This is a genomic window from Peribacillus sp. NPDC097284 (assembly GCF_044761765.1).
Taxonomy (GTDB): domain Bacteria; phylum Bacillota; class Bacilli; order Bacillales; family DSM-1321; genus Peribacillus.
Genome location: NZ_JBIWCZ010000018.1, coordinates 20,265 through 39,643 on the forward strand (window position 1 = coordinate 20,265; position 19,379 = coordinate 39,643).

The following is a 19,379-nucleotide window of genomic DNA, read 5'->3' on the forward strand; positions in this document are numbered from 1 at the left end:
ACAAGCCTGTCCCTACTCTTCTGCCAGCTTTTCTTCCTTAATGATTGAAAACATCTCGGCGGCTGCTTCTTTCTTCGTCGTTTCCTGGATTTTCTCTACGCGGACGGTAACCAACTTTTGACCAAAACGCACCGTTAATTCGTCACCCTCTTTTACATTTGAACTCGCCTTTGCCTGTTGCCCATTGATGGTGATACGACCTTTATCCGCAACTTCTTTCGCAAGGGTCCTTCGCTTGATTAATCTTGATACCTTAAGGAATTTATCTAATCTCATTGGCATGTTTACATCCCCTTATAATTTAAAGTCCTTTTGCTTTGGCTTCATTCCAATAGGAATCCAATTCCTCCAGTGTATAATCAGAGAAATTCTTTTCCTCCTTTTTGATACATTCTTCTATATATGTAAACCGTTTATAAAACTTAAGATTTGCCTTATGGACAGCTTCTTCTGCTTGTATGTCATAATAGCGCGAAACATTGACAAGCGCAAAAAAGAGGTCGCCCAATTCGGACTTTATCCGATCTTTATTTGGGTTAGGATCCTTCATTTCGTCTTCAAATTCTTGCACTTCTTCTATAACCTTTTTCCATGCTTCGGAAACCTCTCCCCAGTCGAACCCGACCTTCGCTGCCCTTTTCTGATAATCCTCGGCACGAAGCAAGTTTGGCAGTGATTTCTCCACACCATCTAAAAGGGAGACATCCCTGTCTGCGTCTTGTCCGTTTTCTTCTTCTTTGATTTTCTGCCAGTTCACTAAAACGTCTTCCTCGCCACTCACTTCTACATCTCCGAACACATGAGGATGGCGCCGGACCATTTTAGCCGAAATCCCGCCAATTATATCATCTATAGTGAACATGCCTTCATCTTCACCAATTTGCGCGTGAAGCATCACTTGTAGCAGCACGTCCCCCAATTCCCCAATCATTCCTTCATCATCTTCTTCATCGATTGAGTCTATCAGTTCATAAGCCTCTTCTATTAAATATTTTTTTAGGCTATCATGTGTTTGTTTCTTATCCCACGGACATCCATCAGGTCCTCTAAGCTGCGCAATGATTTGACGAAGCTTGGAAAATTCCCGGTACTGCAAGGCCTCTTCTTTAACGGGCGGTACATAAACACTCGTTAGGTTGCTCAGTTCCATTTGCCGATCTAACTCATAAAGCGCACATTGGGTAACCTTTTCCTCGCTACTTCCTGCCGCTGTTACGATATACACTGTATAGTCATCAGGAAGCTTCTCCATCAGCGTCAATTTCACGTTAGAAGCACTGAAGGCATCGTATACCTGCCCGATGATCATGTGTTGCCGGATATGTAAGTCGTCCGGGGAAAGATCCGTTCCATCCAGAAGTTGAAATCCTTCAATCGGATCAATCTTCACGGCCTGGAATAGAGGATCAAGGAAGCTTTGACCACCTTCAAGCATGATGGCAACTCCACGGTCCGGTCCTTTCTCCAGTAAGAGCTGGACCGTCTTCTCGGCAACCATCGGGTGGCCTGGTACAGCGTATAGAACAGGACCATTCATGGCTTCGCTTAATAACGTCTCTGATATTTCCTCGTATACAGCTTCGAACTGGTCATGTTTTTCATATACTGAATCAAAAGAAAGGAACTTAGTTCCTAGCGCCGTCAAATCCGTGATGACCGGGTGGTCCATTGTCCGGACGAAGCATTCCTTTGTTTGAGTCAGTTTCTTATAGATTCCATATGGGAGCTGGTCTAAATCGCCCGCACCAAGACCTATAATCGTTATCTCATTCGTCAACATTTTCAGTACCTCGATTCTTCTTTTTAATAAGCCTTTTAACTTTTAACCCTGCTGGTATCAAGGCAAGCTCCTCTTCCGTGAACAACCCAGTACGGATGATCATGAATAAGAAGATCACCGCTCCCATGCCCACTCCGCCTAATGCTTGGAATGTAGCAAGCATCCTACTTTCTTCAGGTGGCATCACCCAGCGGAATGCTTCATTGAATAGCAGGACTGCCAATCCCATGCAAGCCGTACTTCCTAAAATAATATACAGGTGCCTCTTTTCAAATAAAGGCTTTTTGATATGTACCTTTACTACTATATAAAACAAAATCGTCATGATAAAGAAAGCCAGAACGGTAGCACATGCCGCCCCTGCAATGTGATAGCGAGGGATAAGGGCAAGATCTAATAGCCACTTGCTCCCTACCCCGATTAGCGTGATGATTACCGGGGCTACCGAATGACCCAGACATTGTATCACCGCAGCTTTTGCCATGATTAGTGACGTAAATAATATCGATATGGAATAGATGGCTAAGGTGACTGTACCTTTTGAGTCTGTGAACAACATGTAATTGACCGGTCTCATCGTTGCCATCAAACCCACGGCGGCAGCCAATCCAATCGTTGCACTCACACGCAACACCACTCTAACCTTTCCTAGAATTTCTTGATCATTACGGTCCCGGACAAACCCGGAGATAACAGGGACAAGCGCCAATGCAAAAGAGTTCGCCACGACGGTCCCCAACTGAAGCAAAGGTTGTCCCCGGTCATAGACCCCTTTCCACCCTTTGGCTTCTCCTTCACCCATCCCGGACCCTCTCAATAGCGAGTAGAGGTGCAAGGAATCCACAAATTGAAACAGGATGAGTATAAGCCCGGTCACACAAAAGGCGAAACCTTGAAAGATTAAGCTCCTGGAAATACGAATGAAGTGGGGCCTCTTAACACCCATTGGCTTAAACAGCTTCCACTCCCGTCTCAAAAGCACGAAGGCAAACAACAGAACAAGCCCCGATATCCCTCCCGTAATCGAACCGAAGACCGCGCCCTTACCGACATCATACAGAGAATAGCCCATATGCACAAACAGTGTCGATAATACAAGGATGGTTACAACCCGGATACTTTGTTCAGCGACCTGGGAGCCAGCCGTTGGAATCATATCATTTTTCCCTTGAAAGAATCCTCTTAAAACGGATGAAAACGGCATGAGTAAATAGGAAAATGCTATGATTTTCAAAAGCCCTGATAACTCTGGGTCTCTCATGATCCCCGCAATCCAATCTGCTCCGAGAAATAGAGCCATGAATAACAATAAACCGATGGAACCTAAAACAACCAAAGCAGTCGACAGAATGTCTTTTATCGTGTAGTCATTTTCGGAAGAGCCCCGTTCTGCAATGAGTTTTGATATAACAACGGGAAAACCAAGCGTAGAGAGTGTCAAAGCCACTCCGTAAAAAGGATATACCTGTTGATAAATATAGAACCCGATATCCCCGGCGACATTTTGATATGGAATGCGATAGGCTGCACTCAAAATTTTCACGATAATGGCCGCAGCACTTAAAATCAAGGCTCCTCGAAAGATGTCCCTTGAAGTTTTATAAGGCTTTTCAGCCATTCTTTTTCCCCTTTTCACTTATATGTGGTTGTTATTATAGCACAATTTGTAGAAGTTATTTTACTTACAGGGTCCCCTCCTCTTAACACGATCCTCCAGCAAAAGCACGACTCCATTTATTCATGGGACTCCCTGTTATGATCTTTTTTTAAAAGAACAAAAAGGACAGCGATCGCTGCCCTTTACACATCCATATATATAATTGCATTTCCTGACTTACTGTTCCATTTGCCTTGCAAGGAAACTAGCTGCTGTTTCAACCGACTTCTGTTCAACTTCACCTAATGCGCCATCTTTAGAGAAAATCAGAACCGCACCTATCGGGTCACCACTGGCTATGATCGGAGCTGCTGCATAAGATTGAACTTCTTCATCATTTGAATCCACGAAGGAAATTTGTCCATTCGGTGATTCAAGGACAGGATTTCTTTCCTCCATGATTTTTTCTACCAAGTCACTGATGCTTTTATTTAAATAGTCCTTTTTAGACCCGCCCGCTACAGCAATGTAAGTATCACGATCACATATCATAACTGGATTTCCTAGGCTATCATATATTGCTTCTGCATATTCTCTTGCAAAATCACCTAGTTCACTAATAGGGGAGTATTTCTTTAGAATGACTTCTCCATCTCTGTCCACGAAGATTTCTAATGGGTCACCTTCACGGATGCGGAGAGTCCTTCGAATTTCTTTTGGGATGACAACTCTACCTAAATCATCAATTCGCCGAACGATACCAGTTGCTTTCATCTAATGTTGCCTCACTTTCATCTAATTGATTTGATATATCCTCTTTTGTAAAGCAAAAACATCACCAGCTATTGAACTTAGTATTTTTCTAATGGTAAGTTCTATACACTTTGAAAAAATATTTCTTTTTGATGTATTTTTTATAAGTGTGCCAGAAGGCTTCTTCAAGAGAACCATCTTCTCATTAATTTTTTGTCGCTTGTATTTCTTTTTTGACGAACTGGAGGCCTTTGGTCATCTCGAAAAGTATAGGTAACCACTTGGTTTGTTCTACACCTTTTATGTGCAGAACAAGTTTCATTCGATTACCGTCCATACCGAAGCCAACCATACGGCCGTATTTCGAGCCAAGCTCAAAGACCTTTTGACCGTCCACGATGCTGCTTACTTCTTCCCTAAGGAGGATGGTGATTTCCTGTTTAAGCTGTTTGATGCTCTCAATACCAGCCGTATTAGCAAACACCTTCATTTCAGCGATTAAAAATAGATAAGCAACCTCTTCCGGGTACTCGCCAAATCGATCGAGCATCTCCTCTTTTAATTCCTCAACTTCTTCTAGAGAAGCAACGCCTCTGAACCGTTTATACATTTCTATTTTCTGATGTCCGTCCATTATGTAGGCATCTGGGATGTATGCATCAATTTCAACATCAATTTCAAGTGTAGACTTTTCTTCGATTGGTTTATCCGAACGTTTTGCCTCAACAGCCTCTTGTAACATTTGAGAATATAAATCAAAACCAACTGAATCGATGAATCCATGCTGTTGAGCACCTAATATATTTCCTGCTCCCCTGATGGATAGATCCCGCATGGCAATTTTGAATCCTGATCCTAGTTCGGTGAATTCCTTAATAGATTGGAGACGTTTTTCGGCAACTTCAGTCAACACTTTATCTTTTCTATAAGTAAAGAATGCATAGGCCACCCGATTTGAACGTCCAACTCGTCCCCGTAGCTGATAAAGCTGGGAAAGGCCCATTCTATCTGCTTCATTAACGATGAGCGTATTAACATTGGGAATATCCACACCGGTCTCTATGATGGTTGTGCTTACTAAAACATCATATTCTCCCTCTAGAAAACCAAACATGACGGCTTCTAGCTCCTGCTCGGACATTTGTCCGTGAGCAAAGGTAACGCGGGCATCCGGTACTAACATGGAAATTTCTTCTGCTTTTCTTGCTATATCATCTACCCTATTATATAAAAAATAAACCTGTCCATCTCTCGCTAACTCACGTTCGATTGCTTCTTTGACTAAGCCTCCGTTATACTCCATTACATAGGTCTGGATTGGAAAACGATTTTCCGGAGGTGTCTCTATGACGGATAAATCACGAACACCCAGCATCGACATATGAAGAGTCCTTGGAATAGGCGTAGCAGTCAAAGTCAATACATCGACATTGGTTTTCAATCGTTTTATTTTTTCTTTGTGAGTTACACCGAAGCGTTGTTCCTCATCAATCACCAGCAAGCCTAAATCATGATATACCAAATCCTTAGATAGAATTCTGTGTGTGCCGACAACGATGTCCACTGTGCCAGCTTTTATTCCCTTTATCGTTTCCGTTTGCTGTTTTTTTGTACGGAAGCGACTCATTAGCCCTATGGATATTGGATACTCCTGGAATCTCTCCCTCAATGTTTCATAGTGCTGTTGAGCAAGAATCGTGGTCGGAACAAGGAAAGCGACCTGCTTACCATCCATGATTGCTTTAAAAGCGGCACGAATGGCCACCTCCGTTTTTCCATAACCCACATCACCACATAGCAAACGGTCCATCGGCCTTTCACGTTCCATATCCTTTTTAATCTCGGTAATGGATCGCAGTTGATCTTCCGTTTCATTATAGGCGAATGAAGTTTCGAATTGCCGCTGCATATCGCCGTCAGGGGAAAAGGCATAGCCTTTTGCTGCTTCTCGTTCTGCATAGAGTTTAATTAGATCATCTGCAATGTTCTCCACAGAAGACTGAACCTTACTTTTTACACGTTTCCATTCTGTTCCGCCTAACTTATAAAGCTTCGGTTCTTTACCTTCTGAACCAACATACTTTTGAACAAGGTTAATTTGATCAACAGGAACATATAATTTGTCATCCGCTTGGTACTTGATATGCAGATAGTCCTTATGTACCCCGTTTATCGTTAGCGTTTCAATTCCTAAGTATTTACCAATCCCGTGATTGACATGAACGACGTAATCACCGATTTTCAACTCGGAATAACTTTTGATCCGTTCCGCATTTGATAGTTTTTGCCTGCGAATCGACTTTTTTGTCTTCTTATTAAACAATTCAGTTTCCGTAATAATGCTGAATTTCTGCATTGGCAATTCAAAACCGCTATTAAGGCTGCCGCGTAATATCTGCACCTTTCCAGGAAGGATGCTGTTTGCATCCAGGAGTTCTGCCGCTTCGATATCATAATCTGCTAATATGGAATGGAGCTTTTTTACTCGTTCCTCATCTTGCCCAAGAATGATCACCGTAAAATTCCCTTTTTTCCAACGTTCCAGTTCTGCCTTGAATACATTCATCTGTCCATGGAAATTCTGCATTTGCTTACTGGAAAAATTAAGGATGTTTTGAGGGTTCGTATGCGGCACATGACGTAAAAACAAAGAAAGGTACACAAACGGCCGATTTGATTTTGCAATTAATTCATGCATTGGATGGGCCATTTGTATATCATGGATAATCTGCCCCCGACTTATAAGGTCTGTATACCATGTTGCCTCTTCCTTTTCCAAAGAATCATTAAGTTCTTGGATTCTACTGATTTCATCCAGGAACACCAATCCATTTCCGGGAAGATAATCTATTAAACTAGCTGGTTTATCATATGCTAAACTTAGGTATTTGAAGATTTGATCAGGCTTATTACCGTCCTTAAGCTGCTCAAGTTCATAGCTGATGGTTTGGACCAATTGTTCTTTCGTTTTTTCATCTTTTACCTTTTTCAAGCTCTTACTTAATCCGCTTTCAAGTTTCGAAATAATGGATTCAATATGAATCGTTTCCAATAGAGCTTCGCTAACCGGACCGATTGTTACGGTCTGAAGCTTTTTAATGGAGCGCTGATCTTCTGATGAGAACGTTCTAATAGAATCAATCTCCGTATCGAATAACTCAATCCGAATAGGGTCCGGATCCGTTATCGGATAGATATCGATGATACCGCCCCGGATGCTGAATTCCCCAGGGGAAGACACCATTTCAGCCCGATTGTACCCCATAGCGATGAATTTACCCAATGTGGATTCCAGATTGATTTCTTCACCTAATTTAAAGGAAAGCTGATGCTTCTTCCAAACATCTTTCGGAGGAAGTATTCTGCGGACACCAGGAATCGGTGCAATGACAATTCCTTTCTTACCTTTTGCCCAGAAATTCAATGCTTCTACGCGTTGTGCCCGTAATTCAGGACTGGCCACACTCATGTCTGCAGCAATTAATTCATTGGCTGGATATATAAATAGCTCATCTTCCGGGATAAAACTCGATAAATCCTCCTGGAACTTTTGAGCTTGTAGTAGGTTATGGGTCACTACTAAGATTGGTCTGTTCGTCTTCTCATATACAGATGCCAGCAGAAGTGATCTTGAAGATCCAGTCAAGCCAGATACCATTTGTTCTTTTAATCCTTCGTCTATGCCTGCTATTAACGAATGAACATCATCTTGTTTAGAGAACAAGTGTTGTAATCCATCCACAGTCTGTCCCTCCTCTCTTGATCATGCGTAAATCCTTTTGATTGTATTTACTCTCTCTATAACCGAATCAAACCTATTCTCTATTTTTCAATCCATATATACTAAAATGAACGGAAAAATGCTTTGGATTTTTGTCCAAAGCCCTCTCCCGCTAATGAATAATATAATCGCTTTCATAATATTCTGGGTTATTTTGCAGTGAATTATAACATTCTTCACATATTGCCTTCACATGCATATCCCCTTCGGAATCATAAACGATCATCTCTTGACGGTCTTCATCAGTAAGTTGATTAAACCCCAACTGCTCCGCGGTCAATGCGTCATGCTCAAGTGAACCTAATTTAGTTCCGCAATGCCGGCAACGATAATGGAGAGCCATATTCGATAACCCCCTATTTAATAATACCGTTAGTATGTACTAAAATAGGGGAGATTTATTCAGCGAAACAGAAAGAAATTTCTCCTTAACTTATATCTACTCTAACCTTATTGGTTATATTCGTTCATGACCTGAGTAAATGGTTTTTCTAGCCATGTTTCACAGGCGGCTGCACTTTTTTCGATTGTAGCCCCGACATGATCCCAATCTTCTTTAGAAAAACGGCCCAAGACATAATCAGGCACTGGAATACGACCGACTGGACGGCCAATCCCTATTCTAATTCGATTGAAGTCCTGGGTACCTAAATGGGCAATGGTTGATTTAATCCCATTATGTCCGCCTGCACTTCCTTTTTGACGAAGCCGTACTTTTCCGGGCGGTAAGTCAAGATCATCATAAATGATGATAACATCCGATACGTCCACTTTGAAAAATTGCATGACGGCCGATATGGATTCTCCCGACAAATTCATGTAGGTTAAAGGCTTAAGTAGTAAGACCTTCTCGCCCCGCACCATTCCCACACCATAAATGCCTTTATGCTTGGCTTGGTCAAGTGAAATGGACCAATTTTTAGCTAACTCATCTATCACTTCAAACCCGACATTATGCCGTGTTTTTTCATATTGCTTACCCGGGTTTCCTAACCCTACAAAGATTTTCATGATTCACACTCCGTCATTCCTGATATTTAGAGAGTTACGTTTGACCGAAGATTCTAAAAATCATAAGTGACCTTAGAAAAATAGTACCTTAATTTTAAGTATTTCCGCAAGCGACCGGAGAACTAATTAGAAATTATTTCTAATTAAAACCAATAACTCCTTAACGAATGCAGAGAAGCAAAAAAAGACGCAACTCATAAAGAGCTACGCCTATTATACCATGATTAACTTCTATAATCCCGGCATCATGACTCTGGTGAAGGCTTAGTCTCCCTGCCTTCCTCATTTTCTGGGATTCCACCATCTTGCTGTTCACCTGTACTAATTTCCTCTTCTTGACGAGGTGGTAATACAGAAGCAATGACTTCTTCCCCACTGTTTTCAATTGTGACTTTTTGGTTTGATTGGACGTCAGATATGTAGATTGTTTCACCTACTTGAAGCTCTGTGACATCAACGTCGATTGATTCCGGGATATCATCAGGTCTAGCTGAAACAGTTACCTCATGTAGTGACTGCTGTAGGACGCCACCATCTTTAACCCCTTTGGATGTACCTACGAGATTGATGCGTACCTGTGCTTGTAGTTCTGCTTTCATGTCCACGATTAAGAAATCGGCATGAAATACATGGTTTTTCAACGGATCCTTCTGATAATCAGAAAGCATGACCTGATGTTTAGTTCCTTCTAAATCTAACGAAATAATTCCGTTACGGCCCACTTCTTTTATTGTTTTTTGGAAATCCGCGTTGTTGACTGAAATGGCTGTGCTGCCATTTTTATTCCCATATACGACGGCCGGAATTTCTCCGCTTTCCCTTAAGTCCTTTAAATTAGAATGTTTAGTCCCCTTACGTTCTTTAGCTACTAATAGATTACTCATACATCCTCCGCCTTCCTGAATATAAAATATTACAGTTTCACTATATATTTAAATCTTCCCTTATCAGAGAAAGATTAAACATATATTGGCACGCTAGAAATACGACTCCAAAAAAGAATAAGGGGGAGTAGGGAGAACTTTTTTAAAAACCAGAGAATAAAAAAATGGCGGACCATAAGGCCCACCATGTTTTTTAAAACTGACTATTAATCGAACAATGTACTAACAGATTGTTCTTCATGCACACGAATGATCGCCTCAGCAATCAATGGAGCCACAGACAATTCAACAATTTTATCAATTTTCTTTTCTTCAGAAAGGACAATTGAGTTTGTGATGACTAATTCTTTGATTGATGAATTTTGAATGCGCTCAATAGCTGGACCTGAAAGGACCGGGTGAGTACAACATGCATACACTTCTTTAGCTCCATGCTCTACAAGGGCATTCGCTGCAAGTGTAATGGTTCCTGCTGTATCGATGATGTCATCAATCAGAATAGCTGTTTTTCCTTCTATGTTACCGATGATGTTCATTACTTCAGCCACATTTGGTCTTGGACGGCGTTTATCGATAATAGCAATCGGTGCTTTTAAACGATCCGCCATTTTACGGGCACGTGTCACACCACCATGGTCAGGAGAAACAATGACGATATCTTCAAGATTTTTTTCTTTGAAGAAGTCAGACAAGATTGGAACCGCTACTAGGTGATCAATTAAAATATCGAAGAAACCTTGAATTTGCGGTGCGTGAAGATCTAATGTAATAACTCGGTGTGCGCCAGCTGTTTCTAATAGATTTGCTACTAGCTTAGCTGTGATCGGCTCACGTGCGCGTGCTTTACGATCTTGGCGTGCATATCCATAATAAGGCATAACGATGTTAATCGTTTTTGCCGAAGCACGTTTTAAAGCATCAATCATGATTAAAAGTTCCATCAAGTTCTCATTTACAGGCTGGCTCGTTGATTGAATGACATAAACGTCACACCCACGAATACTTTCTTCTATGTTAATTTGAACTTCACCATCACTGAAACTCGTTACGGTACATTTTCCAAGTTCAACGCCAATTGTTGCGGCAATTTCTTGGGCTAAACCAAAGTTTGAATTCAAAGAGAATACTTTTAAATTAGGATCTAAATACTGATTTGACATGATGACCTCCGTGGGTTAGTTATTGAATTTTAATTTTTTCACATAATCTTCTTTGTTAACTTGACGTGCCCGGGCAACTGACAGAGCTTCCTGCGGTACATCCTTGGTGATTGTTGACCCCGCAGCAACATATGCTCCTTTTGCAATCGTTACAGGCGCAACGAGATTTGAATTGCAGCCAATAAAGACATCGTCTTCAATTTTCGTCAAATATTTGTTTTTACCGTCATAATTCACGGTAATAGATCCACAGCCTATATTAACATTCTCTCCAACCTCAGCATCCCCTATATAACTCAAATGAGAGGCTTTGCTTCCTTTTCCGAATACGGACTTTTTAATTTCGACAAAATTTCCGATTTTCACGGAATCTTGTATATCCGATTCCGGTCTGATATGCGCAAACGGGCCGACTTTCACAGAGTTACCAATTTGGCTATCCTGTGCAACCGATTGGCGAATTTCCGTTCCATTCCCGATTACACAATTTATGATTTCCGATTGTGGGCCAACCTGGCAATCTGTTCCGATAACACTTCGCCCTTTAATCATTGTACCAGGATAAATGATTGAATCCTGGCCAATTTTCACATCGGATTCAATATACGTCGTAAGCGGATCAACGATTGTGACGCCATTTCTCATGTGCAACTCATTGATGCGTTTCCGTAATATTTGTTCCGCCTGTGATAAAGCGACGCGGTCGTTTACACCTAAAGTTTCGTCGAAGTTACTTGATTGAAAGGCCGTAACTGTTTCGCCTGCTTGTTTTAAGATTTCAATAACATCCGGTAAATAGTATTCACCTTGGACATTTTCATTTGAAACTTTTTTCAGTGCGCTAAATAAGGCCTGATTGTCGAAACAATATGTTCCCGTATTAATTTCCTTAACATATCGTTCTTCAACAGAAGCATCCTTATGCTCGACAATTTTTTCGACAAGTCCATTTTCACTACGTAAGACTCTGCCATATCCATCTGGCTGATCTGCATACGCTGTCAGAATGGTTGCCTTCGCCTGGCTTTTTTCATGTAAAGCGATAAGCGCTTCCATCGTTTCTGCTTTGATTAAGGGCGTATCCCCACAAATAACAAGTGTTATTCCACTTTTACCTGCTAATACGCTTTCCGCCTGCATAACAGCATGTGCCGTACCTAATTGTTGCTCTTGCAAGGCGTACTTGCATGAATCCCCAAGTTGTTCTTGTACTTTTTCTGCTCCATGCCCAATAACTGTTACAATATCTTCTATTTGAAGTTGATTGACTTGATCGATAACATGTTGTACCATTGGTTTTCCGCAAACAGGGTGTAAAACCTTGTAAAGCTTAGATTTCATCCTAGTGCCTTGCCCAGCGGCCAAAATTATTGCATAGCGATTACTCATAACAGGCCTCCATTTTCACCTTTTTATCCATTAAAAATATTATCTTAAATAAGGATTCTTTTCAAGGTAACATTTGAAAGTAGATGATAATGTTAACCTCTGTCCATCAGACCTTTGACCTTAATATGGGAATAAAAACTAATTAAAATTCCCCCATTCATTATAATCCCCTTTGCAAAATGAGCTGCATTTCTCTCACCCATGTACGTGAAAAGCGACTATCAAGTAGCAGGTCCATTCCCTGAAATGCTATAACACCCGCGTTTATACAGTGATTCCATTCCTTATTTCCCTATGTAAAAGTAATGCTTTCAATGCGGCGAATGCCCTTGTAATGACCATCAATCACAATTGATCAATTTTTACTTTAATGGTAAGTAATTATTTTTCTTATAAAAAATAAAATTTACTAAAAAAAATGTTTATACATAAAACAAAAGGGGTATTTGTAATTTTGAAGATAGTACCAGTTACTTTTCTAGATTCAATATTTACAAGTCATAAAAATAAAAAAGAGCACTACTTAAGAAGTAGGCTCTGGTTGCACTTATTTATAATGGACCATGTAAAACACTTAAGAAGCTCCTGCTCCTGCTTCCTCTAATTCGGTTTCAAGTTCTCCTAAACGATGATATTCTGTCAAGACAGCTTCTTGAATTTTCCCGCGTGTGGAAGAATTAATCGGATGCGCAATATCACGGAATTCCCCATCTGGAGTACGTTTACTTGGCATAGCCACAAATAAACCATTATTTCCGTCAATTACTCGAATATCATGAACCACAAATTCATTATCGAGTGTAATTGATGCGATTGCTCTCATACGACCATCCGTATTCACACGGCGTAATCTTACGTCAGTAACTTCCATTTAAGCTCACCATCCCTTTTAGTTGTTAAATCTTAAAGTACATATTCAACAAATAAACGGGAAATCCTTCTATTATCTGTAAGTTTTTTAGAAAATTAAGCCTAGTTTTGAAAAAATATTAAAAACATCATGAAAATACTGGAAAAGTACCCACTACAATCCCCCTAGAAAAGGCAAAAAAAAGAGCCCGTTTATTTAACGAGCGCAATCACTTCTATTTCCACAAGAGCATCCTTAGGCAAACGTGCGACCTCTACGCAAGACCGCGCCGGTTTATGTGTAGAAAAATACTCTCCATATACCTCATTAATCGAACTGAAGTCATCCATGCTTTTAATGAATACCGTCGTTTTAATGACTGTGTCTAAAGTAGCACCTGCCTCTTTCAATACAGCCTGAAGATTCCTAAATACCTGATGCGTCTGTTCTTTTACGTCTCCATTCACCATTTCCCCGGAAGCAGTAAGAGGAATTTGACCCGAACTATAGAATAAACTTTCCACAATGATACCCTGTGAATATGGACCGATTGCTGCTGGTGCTTCATTCGTGTGTACTTTTTTCATGAAAAATCCCCCTTAATCCCTTTTAGTAAAATAGTTTCCACGACTAACGTTTATCTTTTTATCTCTTTCAACAACCTGCGTCAGCTTGATTAATGACACATAATCCTCCACGAGACACTCTTCCGTATGTTCGGACTCTACGAGGACAGCAATCCCGGCAACAGTCGCCTTAAATTCATCCAGAAGGCTTACCATCCCGTTGATTGTCCCTCCTGCCTTCATGAAATCATCCACAATCAGCACATTCGATCCCTCAACCAAGCTTCTCTTTGAAAGGACCATTGTCTGGATTCTTTTAGACGAGCCAGAGACATAGTTGATACTAACGGTAGAGCCTTCTGTCACCTTATTATTCCTTCTTACTATGACGACGGGAACATTCAAATAGTTCGCCACCGCGTATGCTAATGATATCCCTTTAGTAGCCATCGTCATTATAACCGAGACATTTTTCTTGGCATACATGGAAGCGATGATCCGGCCGACCTTATTCACAGTTTGCGGGTGACCTAAGATATCGGTCATATATAGGTAGCCGCCCGGTAATAGTCTTTCAGGACTAGCGATTGTTTCACAAAGCTCATCTATAAAGGTATCGGCTTCCTCCCGTTTAATGGAAACGATATACTTTACGCCACCCGCGGCACCCGGTACGGTCGTCAAAGAACCTATTCCTCTTTGCTCAAAGGTATCCTTGATGATCGTCAAATCCTCACTTATTGAAGACTTGGCAGAACTGTACCTCTCAGCAAAATAGGTCAGTGAAACGAGTTCCCCTGGATGTTCTAATAAATAATTGGTCATATCGACTAGCCTCTCGCTGCGACGAAATTTCATTTGTAACACACCCTCTGTCATTTCCGAATATTATAATGCAACTATAACATCATTGTCCGCATTTATTCAAGGTCGCTACGGTCACCTAACATGCGGACAGCATAGACTTGATCACAAAATCCTCGTAGTCCGTTATAGATCCTTTGCATACGGGAGTCATGTTCCACTAGTCCAAAGACTGTCGGTCCGCTTCCACTCATCAAGACAGCATCTGCGCCGAACGTCTTCATTTGGTCTTTAATGTTGGCCACCTCTGGATACAATTGCAATGTAACCTGCTCCAGTACATTTCCCAGACCGTCGCATACACGTTCATAACTATTATCCCTTATGGCCGAAATCATACCGGGAATATCAGGATGATCCATTTTGGCAACCTGCAATCGTTTATATATATCAGCGGTAGATACGCCAATAGTCGGTTTGGCTAAAATAACCCAGCATTTGGGCGGTGTAGGAAGATGCATGATTTTTTCCCCACGTCCTGTAGCCAAAGCCGTCCCTCCATATACACAAAACGAAACATCAGAACCGATTTCTGCCCCTATTTCAGCAAGTTCATCCATGGAAAGTCCTAACTTCCACAGTCTATTTAATCCTCTTAATGTAGCAGCGGCATCACTGCTTCCACCTGCAAGTCCGGCTGCTACAGGAATATTTTTCTCTATTGTAATAGAAACACCTTTATTAATTCCATAACGTTCCTTTAAAATGAATGCAGCTTGATACGCCAAGTTCCGATGATCATCCGGAACGAATCGATTATGAGATAGAATTTGAATGTGGTTCCCTTTTATTTCTTTTAGCTCTATTCTATCGGCAAGATCGACTGTCGTCATGATCATCTCCACCTCGTGATACCCATCAGGCCGTTTGAAAAGCACATCCAAAGCTAAATTAATTTTAGCCGGGGCTTTTTCCATAAGCTTCAATATGTCCACCTACTTTAACGTTCTTAAAAGTTCTTGTCCTATTCTATCATATTTGTTTCTATTCTAAAGGTTTTTTCATCGTATTTACAATGTATTGAAGTGGAGAATACCTTAGAGGGGAGAAAAGGACTGCGGGGAGAGGGGGCCGTTGCTCCTTCTTGAAGGACTTGCCATGCAACTTAGTGCCCGTTATTCGCTTATGTTTCTTTATAATAAAAGGCCAGACTCCTGTATCTACAATGTAAGCATAAAAGGATATCGCTATACATTGAAGAAAGAGCCTGGCCCATTTCGTAAGGACAGCATGATTCATTTTAGTGAGATTCTATCCTTTATCCACCATTTGACGTTGTGCTTTTTCGATTGCAAGTTTTACCATGTTTCCTGCGTCGCGGGCTCGGATTCCGCCCCAACCCTCTTTTTGGACAACATCGTAAAATCCAAGTTCTTTTGCCAATTCCTCTTTAAAGTCCTCGGACATAATCCCTTTTTTTCTACTCAAGCGAAACAACCCCTTTCACATGCTGTCACATGCCTATTGTTTGTTACATACGCTATTTCATGCTTACTTATTCCACCCTGAACTGGTCACACCTGGGTTTTGGACAAATCAAAAAGTAGCAAACATATTGTCTGCTACTTCCTCTAAGTTAAATCTCTTGTTGTTTGTTTAAAAAGGTTAGTTCCACGGCTTCCGTTAATACATCCGCATAGCTGTAAGATACTCTTTCAAACGCATTTTCATCTTGGTCGAGTTCAATTACAAAAACAGCCGGATAAGTTTCCGCCAAAATTCCAAAACGTTCTACAGTCTTTCTTCTTCCACCGTTTGCTTTCAAAAGCAATCTTTTACCTAGGTTTGAATCAAGTGCAGTTTTAATATCAGCTAGAGTTTTTGGCATTTTCGGTCCACCTCACTAATTATAGTATATCACAAATTGTTAATATACGCAAACAAAATAATAAATTATATCAGCAGTTAAAAATGTAGTCAATATATTTTTACCTTAATTCCGCAAAAATCGTTAACATTTTTATTATCTCCTAGTAATTGAAAATATATGTAAGCGAACTATTCATTATCAAAAAGGAAAAATTTTCGCTACTGAGTCCTCTGCTCCCTTTTTCGATTAAAAAAATCCCCTCAGAATTATTGATATCCGAAATTTCAAGCAATAAATTAAGCTGCATTCTTTCAAAATGCAGCTCATCATTCTTCCTGGAAAGGTTTAAAGGGGAGTCCTGTTCGAAGCATGCCTTTTGTTTCAATCCCGCCCAATCCTTTTTCGCCTGTTAACGTATTGCGAAGAACATCCCAAACATGAAGATTCTCCATATAGGCCGTGAAACTTACCTTACCGACAATATATACGGGATCAAGCGCATGAATATTCACGCGCGAAGGGGAACTTGCATAATTAGCCCCTGCTTGGATGATCGATTCAAAGTGGGATTGACAAGCACCAGCGAATATAACTAGTTGATCTAGATGTGATACCTTCTTTCTCGCCTCACGGACGGTTTGCACGAAATCCTTGGAGTGACGATAGGCGTTGATATCGGACATCGGTCCATTTGATTTAGAATAGGCGTCATGACCCGTGACGACAAGGATATCTGGACGGTAATGGTCCAGTAGGCTGCCAATTCTCTGGGGCATTTCTTTTTCGTTACAATAGACGCCATTCACCGGTATGCCGAATTTCTGGTAAAGGTCCAGGCATTTTCGAAGATAGGAAGCATCCCCGTCTACATGTAGCACTCTGCCTGGTATTTGAAAGTATTCTCCGCTATAGCGGTACCCATTACTTGATTGATATCCGCTTTTTTGCTGCTGAAGCTCTAAATCTTGCGTTAATAGGCGGTAGGATTGTTCTTGGAGTGCTTCATTGGACTTTTGACGGACACTTCGCTCATTATCGTTTATGATCATCAAATCCTGAAAAGGTGCATCTGCGATTAGCCGAATATCTTCCCCGTAAAGAACCGCTTCACGTTTGCCGTAATTATCACGGATATCAATTACCCGAAATAGTACGTCGCATTTATAAGAGAGCCGACCGACAATATCATTTATCTGAACATTCATTGCTCCACCCCATGAGAAGACTTATTTTAAAGCCCACCCTAGATTGTTTTCTTTCTTAAGTTATGCTAACGCCCCACGAATGGTGAAAGTGAAAATTGGGGTATATCATATGCGGGAATCGGTTCACTACCCGCTCTAATCCAAAAAAAAAGCCGGATGAGGGAGAATAGAACCCCTTTCCGACGTTAGATTGGTAATGGTTATTTAAAATTCGGCAGTAATGCATCACTCAAGCGTCCAAATTCCTCAATGCTCAATGTTTCCCCTCGCCTAGTCGGGTCGACTTCTACGGCCTTAAGAGCAGCAAGAATTAATTCCTTTTTCGCTTTTCCTTCCGGCAACTGACTTGTTAAGTTATTTAATATCGTTTTTCGGCGCTGTGCAAAGCTCGCCCGGGTCACGACGAACAAAAAGTCCTCATCTTGTACTTCGACAATCGGTATAACCCGTCTTGTGAGGCGAATAACAGCCGAATCGACATTCGGTTGCGGCATGAACACCGTTTTTGGAACGATCATAACCGTCTCTGCTTCCGTATAATATTGAATGGCAATCGATAAAGAACCATATTCCTTCGTGCCTGGCTTAGCTGCGATTCGATCGGCGACTTCCTTTTGCAACATACATACGATGCCTCTAATCGGTAAGTCCTCTGACAAAAGCTTCAAAATGATGGGAGTAGTAACATAGTAAGGAAGGTTGGCTACGACCATTATATCCTTGATATCCTTGAACTCTTCCTCGATGGCCTGCTTGACATCCGCTTTCAAGACATCCCCATGGATGATTTTCACATTGTCGTATGGAGACAGTGTATCGGCTAGTATCGGAAGTAAGCGCTGATCTATCTCGAAGGCTGTGACCTTTTTGCTGCTTTTCGCTAATTGTTCAGTCAGCGCCCCTATACCTGGCCCAATTTCAATCGCTCCACTTTCCTCTGTCAACTCCGCATGCTCGACAATCCGCTTCAGGATATTCGTATCGATTAGGAAATTTTGCCCAAGGCTCTTTTTAAACGAAAATCCATACTTCTTTAGGATGTCTTTCGTTCTGACAGGGGTTGCTATATCTTTATTCATGATTTTCCTCCTGATTTATCTGTACAATCGCTTCGCTAAAAGCCTCAGTTGATATTTGAAACATTTTTAATCGCTTGTATAATTGCTTACCATTTGTAAAACCGATCTTTAAGATGGAACCAAGTCTTTCTCTTCGCTCTCTAGCTCCCGCACCACCGATTAAACCTGCATCTATTAAATCCTGCTGGGATATTTCCTCTTGGGCTTCCTCATCCATGAGTTGTGCGTCTTTCAAGGCATTACGAATCGCTTCAGGTGAAGCGTGCTCCACGCCTATTCCCCTGCCTGACTTAGGCAACGCCTCTTTCTTCGTTAAAAAGGCATGTTTACAGCCCTTTACTTGTTCTGAAATGATATTTCTGATTTTTTGTCCTGGAAAATCCGGATCCGTAAAAATGATAACACCACGTGTGACTTGTGCCAACCTTACCTGATCTATACAGGATTGATTCACGGCAGAACCGTTCGTTTCTATGGTATCCGCATTGACCGCCCTTTTTATCGCTACTGTATCATCTTTACCTTCAACAACAATGATTTCTTTAATCTTTTTCATGTTTTCCTCCATACAGAAAAGCGCAAGACTTACTATGTAAACAGACCTTGCCACGACTTTTCCATCGGGATGGCTTCTCACGCCATCACTCGAT

Annotated in this window: 19 protein-coding genes; all 19 read right to left on the reverse strand. The window is 41.2% G+C overall.

Annotation, left to right across the window (positions count from 1 at the left end):
• Positions 1 to 12: 12 nt before the first annotated feature.
• The 19 genes from ACIQXU_RS19420 to rnmV all read right to left on the reverse strand — a co-directional run bounded on the left by ACIQXU_RS19420 (position 13) and on the right by rnmV (position 19,285).
• A complete protein-coding gene (locus tag ACIQXU_RS19420) occupies positions 13 to 276 on the reverse strand; it encodes an RNA-binding S4 domain-containing protein (RefSeq protein ID WP_402875960.1) in 264 nt (87 codons plus the stop codon).
• 25 nt (positions 277 to 301) lie between these two features.
• Positions 302 to 1,780 carry a bifunctional methyltransferase/pyrophosphohydrolase YabN gene (gene yabN / locus ACIQXU_RS19425; protein ID WP_402991784.1) on the reverse strand — a complete coding sequence of 493 codons (1,479 nt, stop codon included), beginning with the start codon at positions 1,778 to 1,780 and terminating at the stop codon, positions 302 to 304.
• A complete protein-coding gene (locus ACIQXU_RS19430; RefSeq protein WP_402991787.1) occupies positions 1,767 to 3,398 on the reverse strand; it encodes a putative polysaccharide biosynthesis protein in 1,632 nt (543 codons plus the stop codon). The genes yabN and ACIQXU_RS19430 overlap by 14 nt, the downstream gene beginning before the upstream one ends.
• Before the next feature lie 216 nt (positions 3,399 to 3,614).
• Positions 3,615 to 4,151, reverse strand: coding sequence for a stage V sporulation protein T (gene spoVT, locus ACIQXU_RS19435; RefSeq protein ID WP_402875918.1), 537 nt, complete (start codon positions 4,149 to 4,151; stop codon positions 3,615 to 3,617).
• A 184-nt stretch (positions 4,152 to 4,335) separates the two neighbouring features.
• On the reverse strand, positions 4,336 to 7,872 hold the full coding sequence (gene mfd / locus ACIQXU_RS19440; protein WP_402991789.1) for a transcription-repair coupling factor: 3,537 nt from the start codon (positions 7,870 to 7,872) through the stop codon (positions 4,336 to 4,338).
• A gap of 151 nt (positions 7,873 to 8,023) precedes the next feature.
• Positions 8,024 to 8,254: an anti-sigma-F factor Fin gene (fin, locus tag ACIQXU_RS19445; protein ID WP_402875914.1), complete on the reverse strand. Its 231-nt coding sequence runs from the start codon at positions 8,252 to 8,254 to the stop codon at positions 8,024 to 8,026.
• A 107-nt stretch (positions 8,255 to 8,361) separates the two neighbouring features.
• Complete coding sequence (gene pth / locus ACIQXU_RS19450) at positions 8,362 to 8,922, reverse strand: aminoacyl-tRNA hydrolase (RefSeq protein ID WP_402875912.1); 561 nt, start codon at positions 8,920 to 8,922, stop codon at positions 8,362 to 8,364.
• 245 nt (positions 8,923 to 9,167) lie between these two features.
• Positions 9,168 to 9,806: a 50S ribosomal protein L25/general stress protein Ctc gene (locus tag ACIQXU_RS19455; RefSeq protein WP_402875909.1), complete on the reverse strand. Its 639-nt coding sequence runs from the start codon at positions 9,804 to 9,806 to the stop codon at positions 9,168 to 9,170.
• Between the two features lie 206 nt (positions 9,807 to 10,012).
• Entirely contained in the window at positions 10,013 to 10,966 is a 954-nt protein-coding gene (locus ACIQXU_RS19460) for a ribose-phosphate diphosphokinase (RefSeq protein WP_402875907.1), read from the reverse strand.
• A 15-nt stretch (positions 10,967 to 10,981) separates the two neighbouring features.
• The gene (glmU, locus tag ACIQXU_RS19465) at positions 10,982 to 12,355 is read right to left on the reverse strand and encodes a bifunctional UDP-N-acetylglucosamine diphosphorylase/glucosamine-1-phosphate N-acetyltransferase GlmU (protein WP_402875905.1); all 1,374 of its coding nucleotides are present in this window, start codon (positions 12,353 to 12,355) and stop codon (positions 10,982 to 10,984) included.
• A gap of 574 nt (positions 12,356 to 12,929) precedes the next feature.
• Entirely contained in the window at positions 12,930 to 13,226 is a 297-nt protein-coding gene (gene spoVG, locus ACIQXU_RS19470) for a septation regulator SpoVG (protein ID WP_034316332.1), read from the reverse strand.
• Positions 13,227 to 13,417: 191 nt separating this feature from the next.
• Entirely contained in the window at positions 13,418 to 13,792 is a 375-nt protein-coding gene (locus ACIQXU_RS19475) for a RidA family protein (RefSeq protein ID WP_402875903.1), read from the reverse strand.
• Positions 13,793 to 13,804: 12 nt separating this feature from the next.
• Entirely contained in the window at positions 13,805 to 14,629 is an 825-nt protein-coding gene (gene purR / locus ACIQXU_RS19480) for a pur operon repressor (RefSeq protein WP_402875902.1), read from the reverse strand.
• 62 nt (positions 14,630 to 14,691) lie between these two features.
• Positions 14,692 to 15,561, reverse strand: coding sequence for a 4-(cytidine 5'-diphospho)-2-C-methyl-D-erythritol kinase (gene ispE / locus ACIQXU_RS19485; protein ID WP_402875900.1), 870 nt, complete (start codon positions 15,559 to 15,561; stop codon positions 14,692 to 14,694).
• Between the two features lie 325 nt (positions 15,562 to 15,886).
• The gene (locus ACIQXU_RS19490; protein WP_402991792.1) at positions 15,887 to 16,063 is read right to left on the reverse strand and encodes a small, acid-soluble spore protein, alpha/beta type; all 177 of its coding nucleotides are present in this window, start codon (positions 16,061 to 16,063) and stop codon (positions 15,887 to 15,889) included.
• A gap of 148 nt (positions 16,064 to 16,211) precedes the next feature.
• Positions 16,212 to 16,463, reverse strand: a complete 252-nt coding sequence (gene veg, locus ACIQXU_RS19495) for a biofilm formation stimulator Veg (protein WP_402875897.1) — start codon at positions 16,461 to 16,463, stop codon at positions 16,212 to 16,214.
• A gap of 308 nt (positions 16,464 to 16,771) precedes the next feature.
• Positions 16,772 to 17,650, reverse strand: a complete 879-nt coding sequence (gene yabG / locus ACIQXU_RS19500) for a sporulation peptidase YabG (protein ID WP_402875895.1) — start codon at positions 17,648 to 17,650, stop codon at positions 16,772 to 16,774.
• A 200-nt stretch (positions 17,651 to 17,850) separates the two neighbouring features.
• Complete coding sequence (gene rsmA / locus ACIQXU_RS19505; RefSeq protein WP_402991795.1) at positions 17,851 to 18,729, reverse strand: 16S rRNA (adenine(1518)-N(6)/adenine(1519)-N(6))-dimethyltransferase RsmA; 879 nt, start codon at positions 18,727 to 18,729, stop codon at positions 17,851 to 17,853.
• Positions 18,722 to 19,285 (reverse strand): ribonuclease M5, encoded by a 564-nt coding sequence (gene rnmV / locus ACIQXU_RS19510; RefSeq protein ID WP_402875892.1) that lies wholly within the window; start codon positions 19,283 to 19,285, stop codon positions 18,722 to 18,724. The genes rsmA and rnmV overlap by 8 nt, the downstream gene beginning before the upstream one ends.
• Between the last annotated feature and the right edge of the window lie 94 nt (positions 19,286 to 19,379).

Coding starts and splice junctions, on each gene's coding strand:
- ACIQXU_RS19420 (WP_402875960.1), bottom strand. CDS start 276: ATGAGATTAGATAAATTCCTTAAGGTATCAAGATTAATCAAGCGAAGG.
- yabN (WP_402991784.1), bottom strand. CDS start 1,780: ATGTTGACGAATGAGATAACGATTATAGGTCTTGGTGCGGGCGATTTA.
- ACIQXU_RS19430 (WP_402991787.1), bottom strand. CDS start 3,398: ATGGCTGAAAAGCCTTATAAAACTTCAAGGGACATCTTTCGAGGAGCC.
- spoVT (WP_402875918.1), bottom strand. CDS start 4,151: ATGAAAGCAACTGGTATCGTTCGGCGAATTGATGATTTAGGTAGAGTT.
- fin (WP_402875914.1), bottom strand. CDS start 8,254: ATGGCTCTCCATTATCGTTGCCGGCATTGCGGAACTAAATTAGGTTCA.
- pth (WP_402875912.1), bottom strand. CDS start 8,922: ATGAAAATCTTTGTAGGGTTAGGAAACCCGGGTAAGCAATATGAAAAA.
- ACIQXU_RS19455 (WP_402875909.1), bottom strand. CDS start 9,806: ATGAGTAATCTATTAGTAGCTAAAGAACGTAAGGGGACTAAACATTCT.
- ACIQXU_RS19460 (WP_402875907.1), bottom strand. CDS start 10,966: ATGTCAAATCAGTATTTAGATCCTAATTTAAAAGTATTCTCTTTGAAT.
- glmU (WP_402875905.1), bottom strand. CDS start 12,355: ATGAGTAATCGCTATGCAATAATTTTGGCCGCTGGGCAAGGCACTAGG.
- spoVG (WP_034316332.1), bottom strand. CDS start 13,226: ATGGAAGTTACTGACGTAAGATTACGCCGTGTGAATACGGATGGTCGT.
- ACIQXU_RS19475 (WP_402875903.1), bottom strand. CDS start 13,792: ATGAAAAAAGTACACACGAATGAAGCACCAGCAGCAATCGGTCCATAT.
- purR (WP_402875902.1), bottom strand. CDS start 14,629: ATGAAATTTCGTCGCAGCGAGAGGCTAGTCGATATGACCAATTATTTA.
- veg (WP_402875897.1), bottom strand. CDS start 16,463: ATGCCAAAAACTCTAGCTGATATTAAAACTGCACTTGATTCAAACCTA.
- yabG (WP_402875895.1), bottom strand. CDS start 17,650: ATGAATGTTCAGATAAATGATATTGTCGGTCGGCTCTCTTATAAATGC.
- rsmA (WP_402991795.1), bottom strand. CDS start 18,729: ATGAATAAAGATATAGCAACCCCTGTCAGAACGAAAGACATCCTAAAG.
- rnmV (WP_402875892.1), bottom strand. CDS start 19,285: ATGAAAAAGATTAAAGAAATCATTGTTGTTGAAGGTAAAGATGATACA.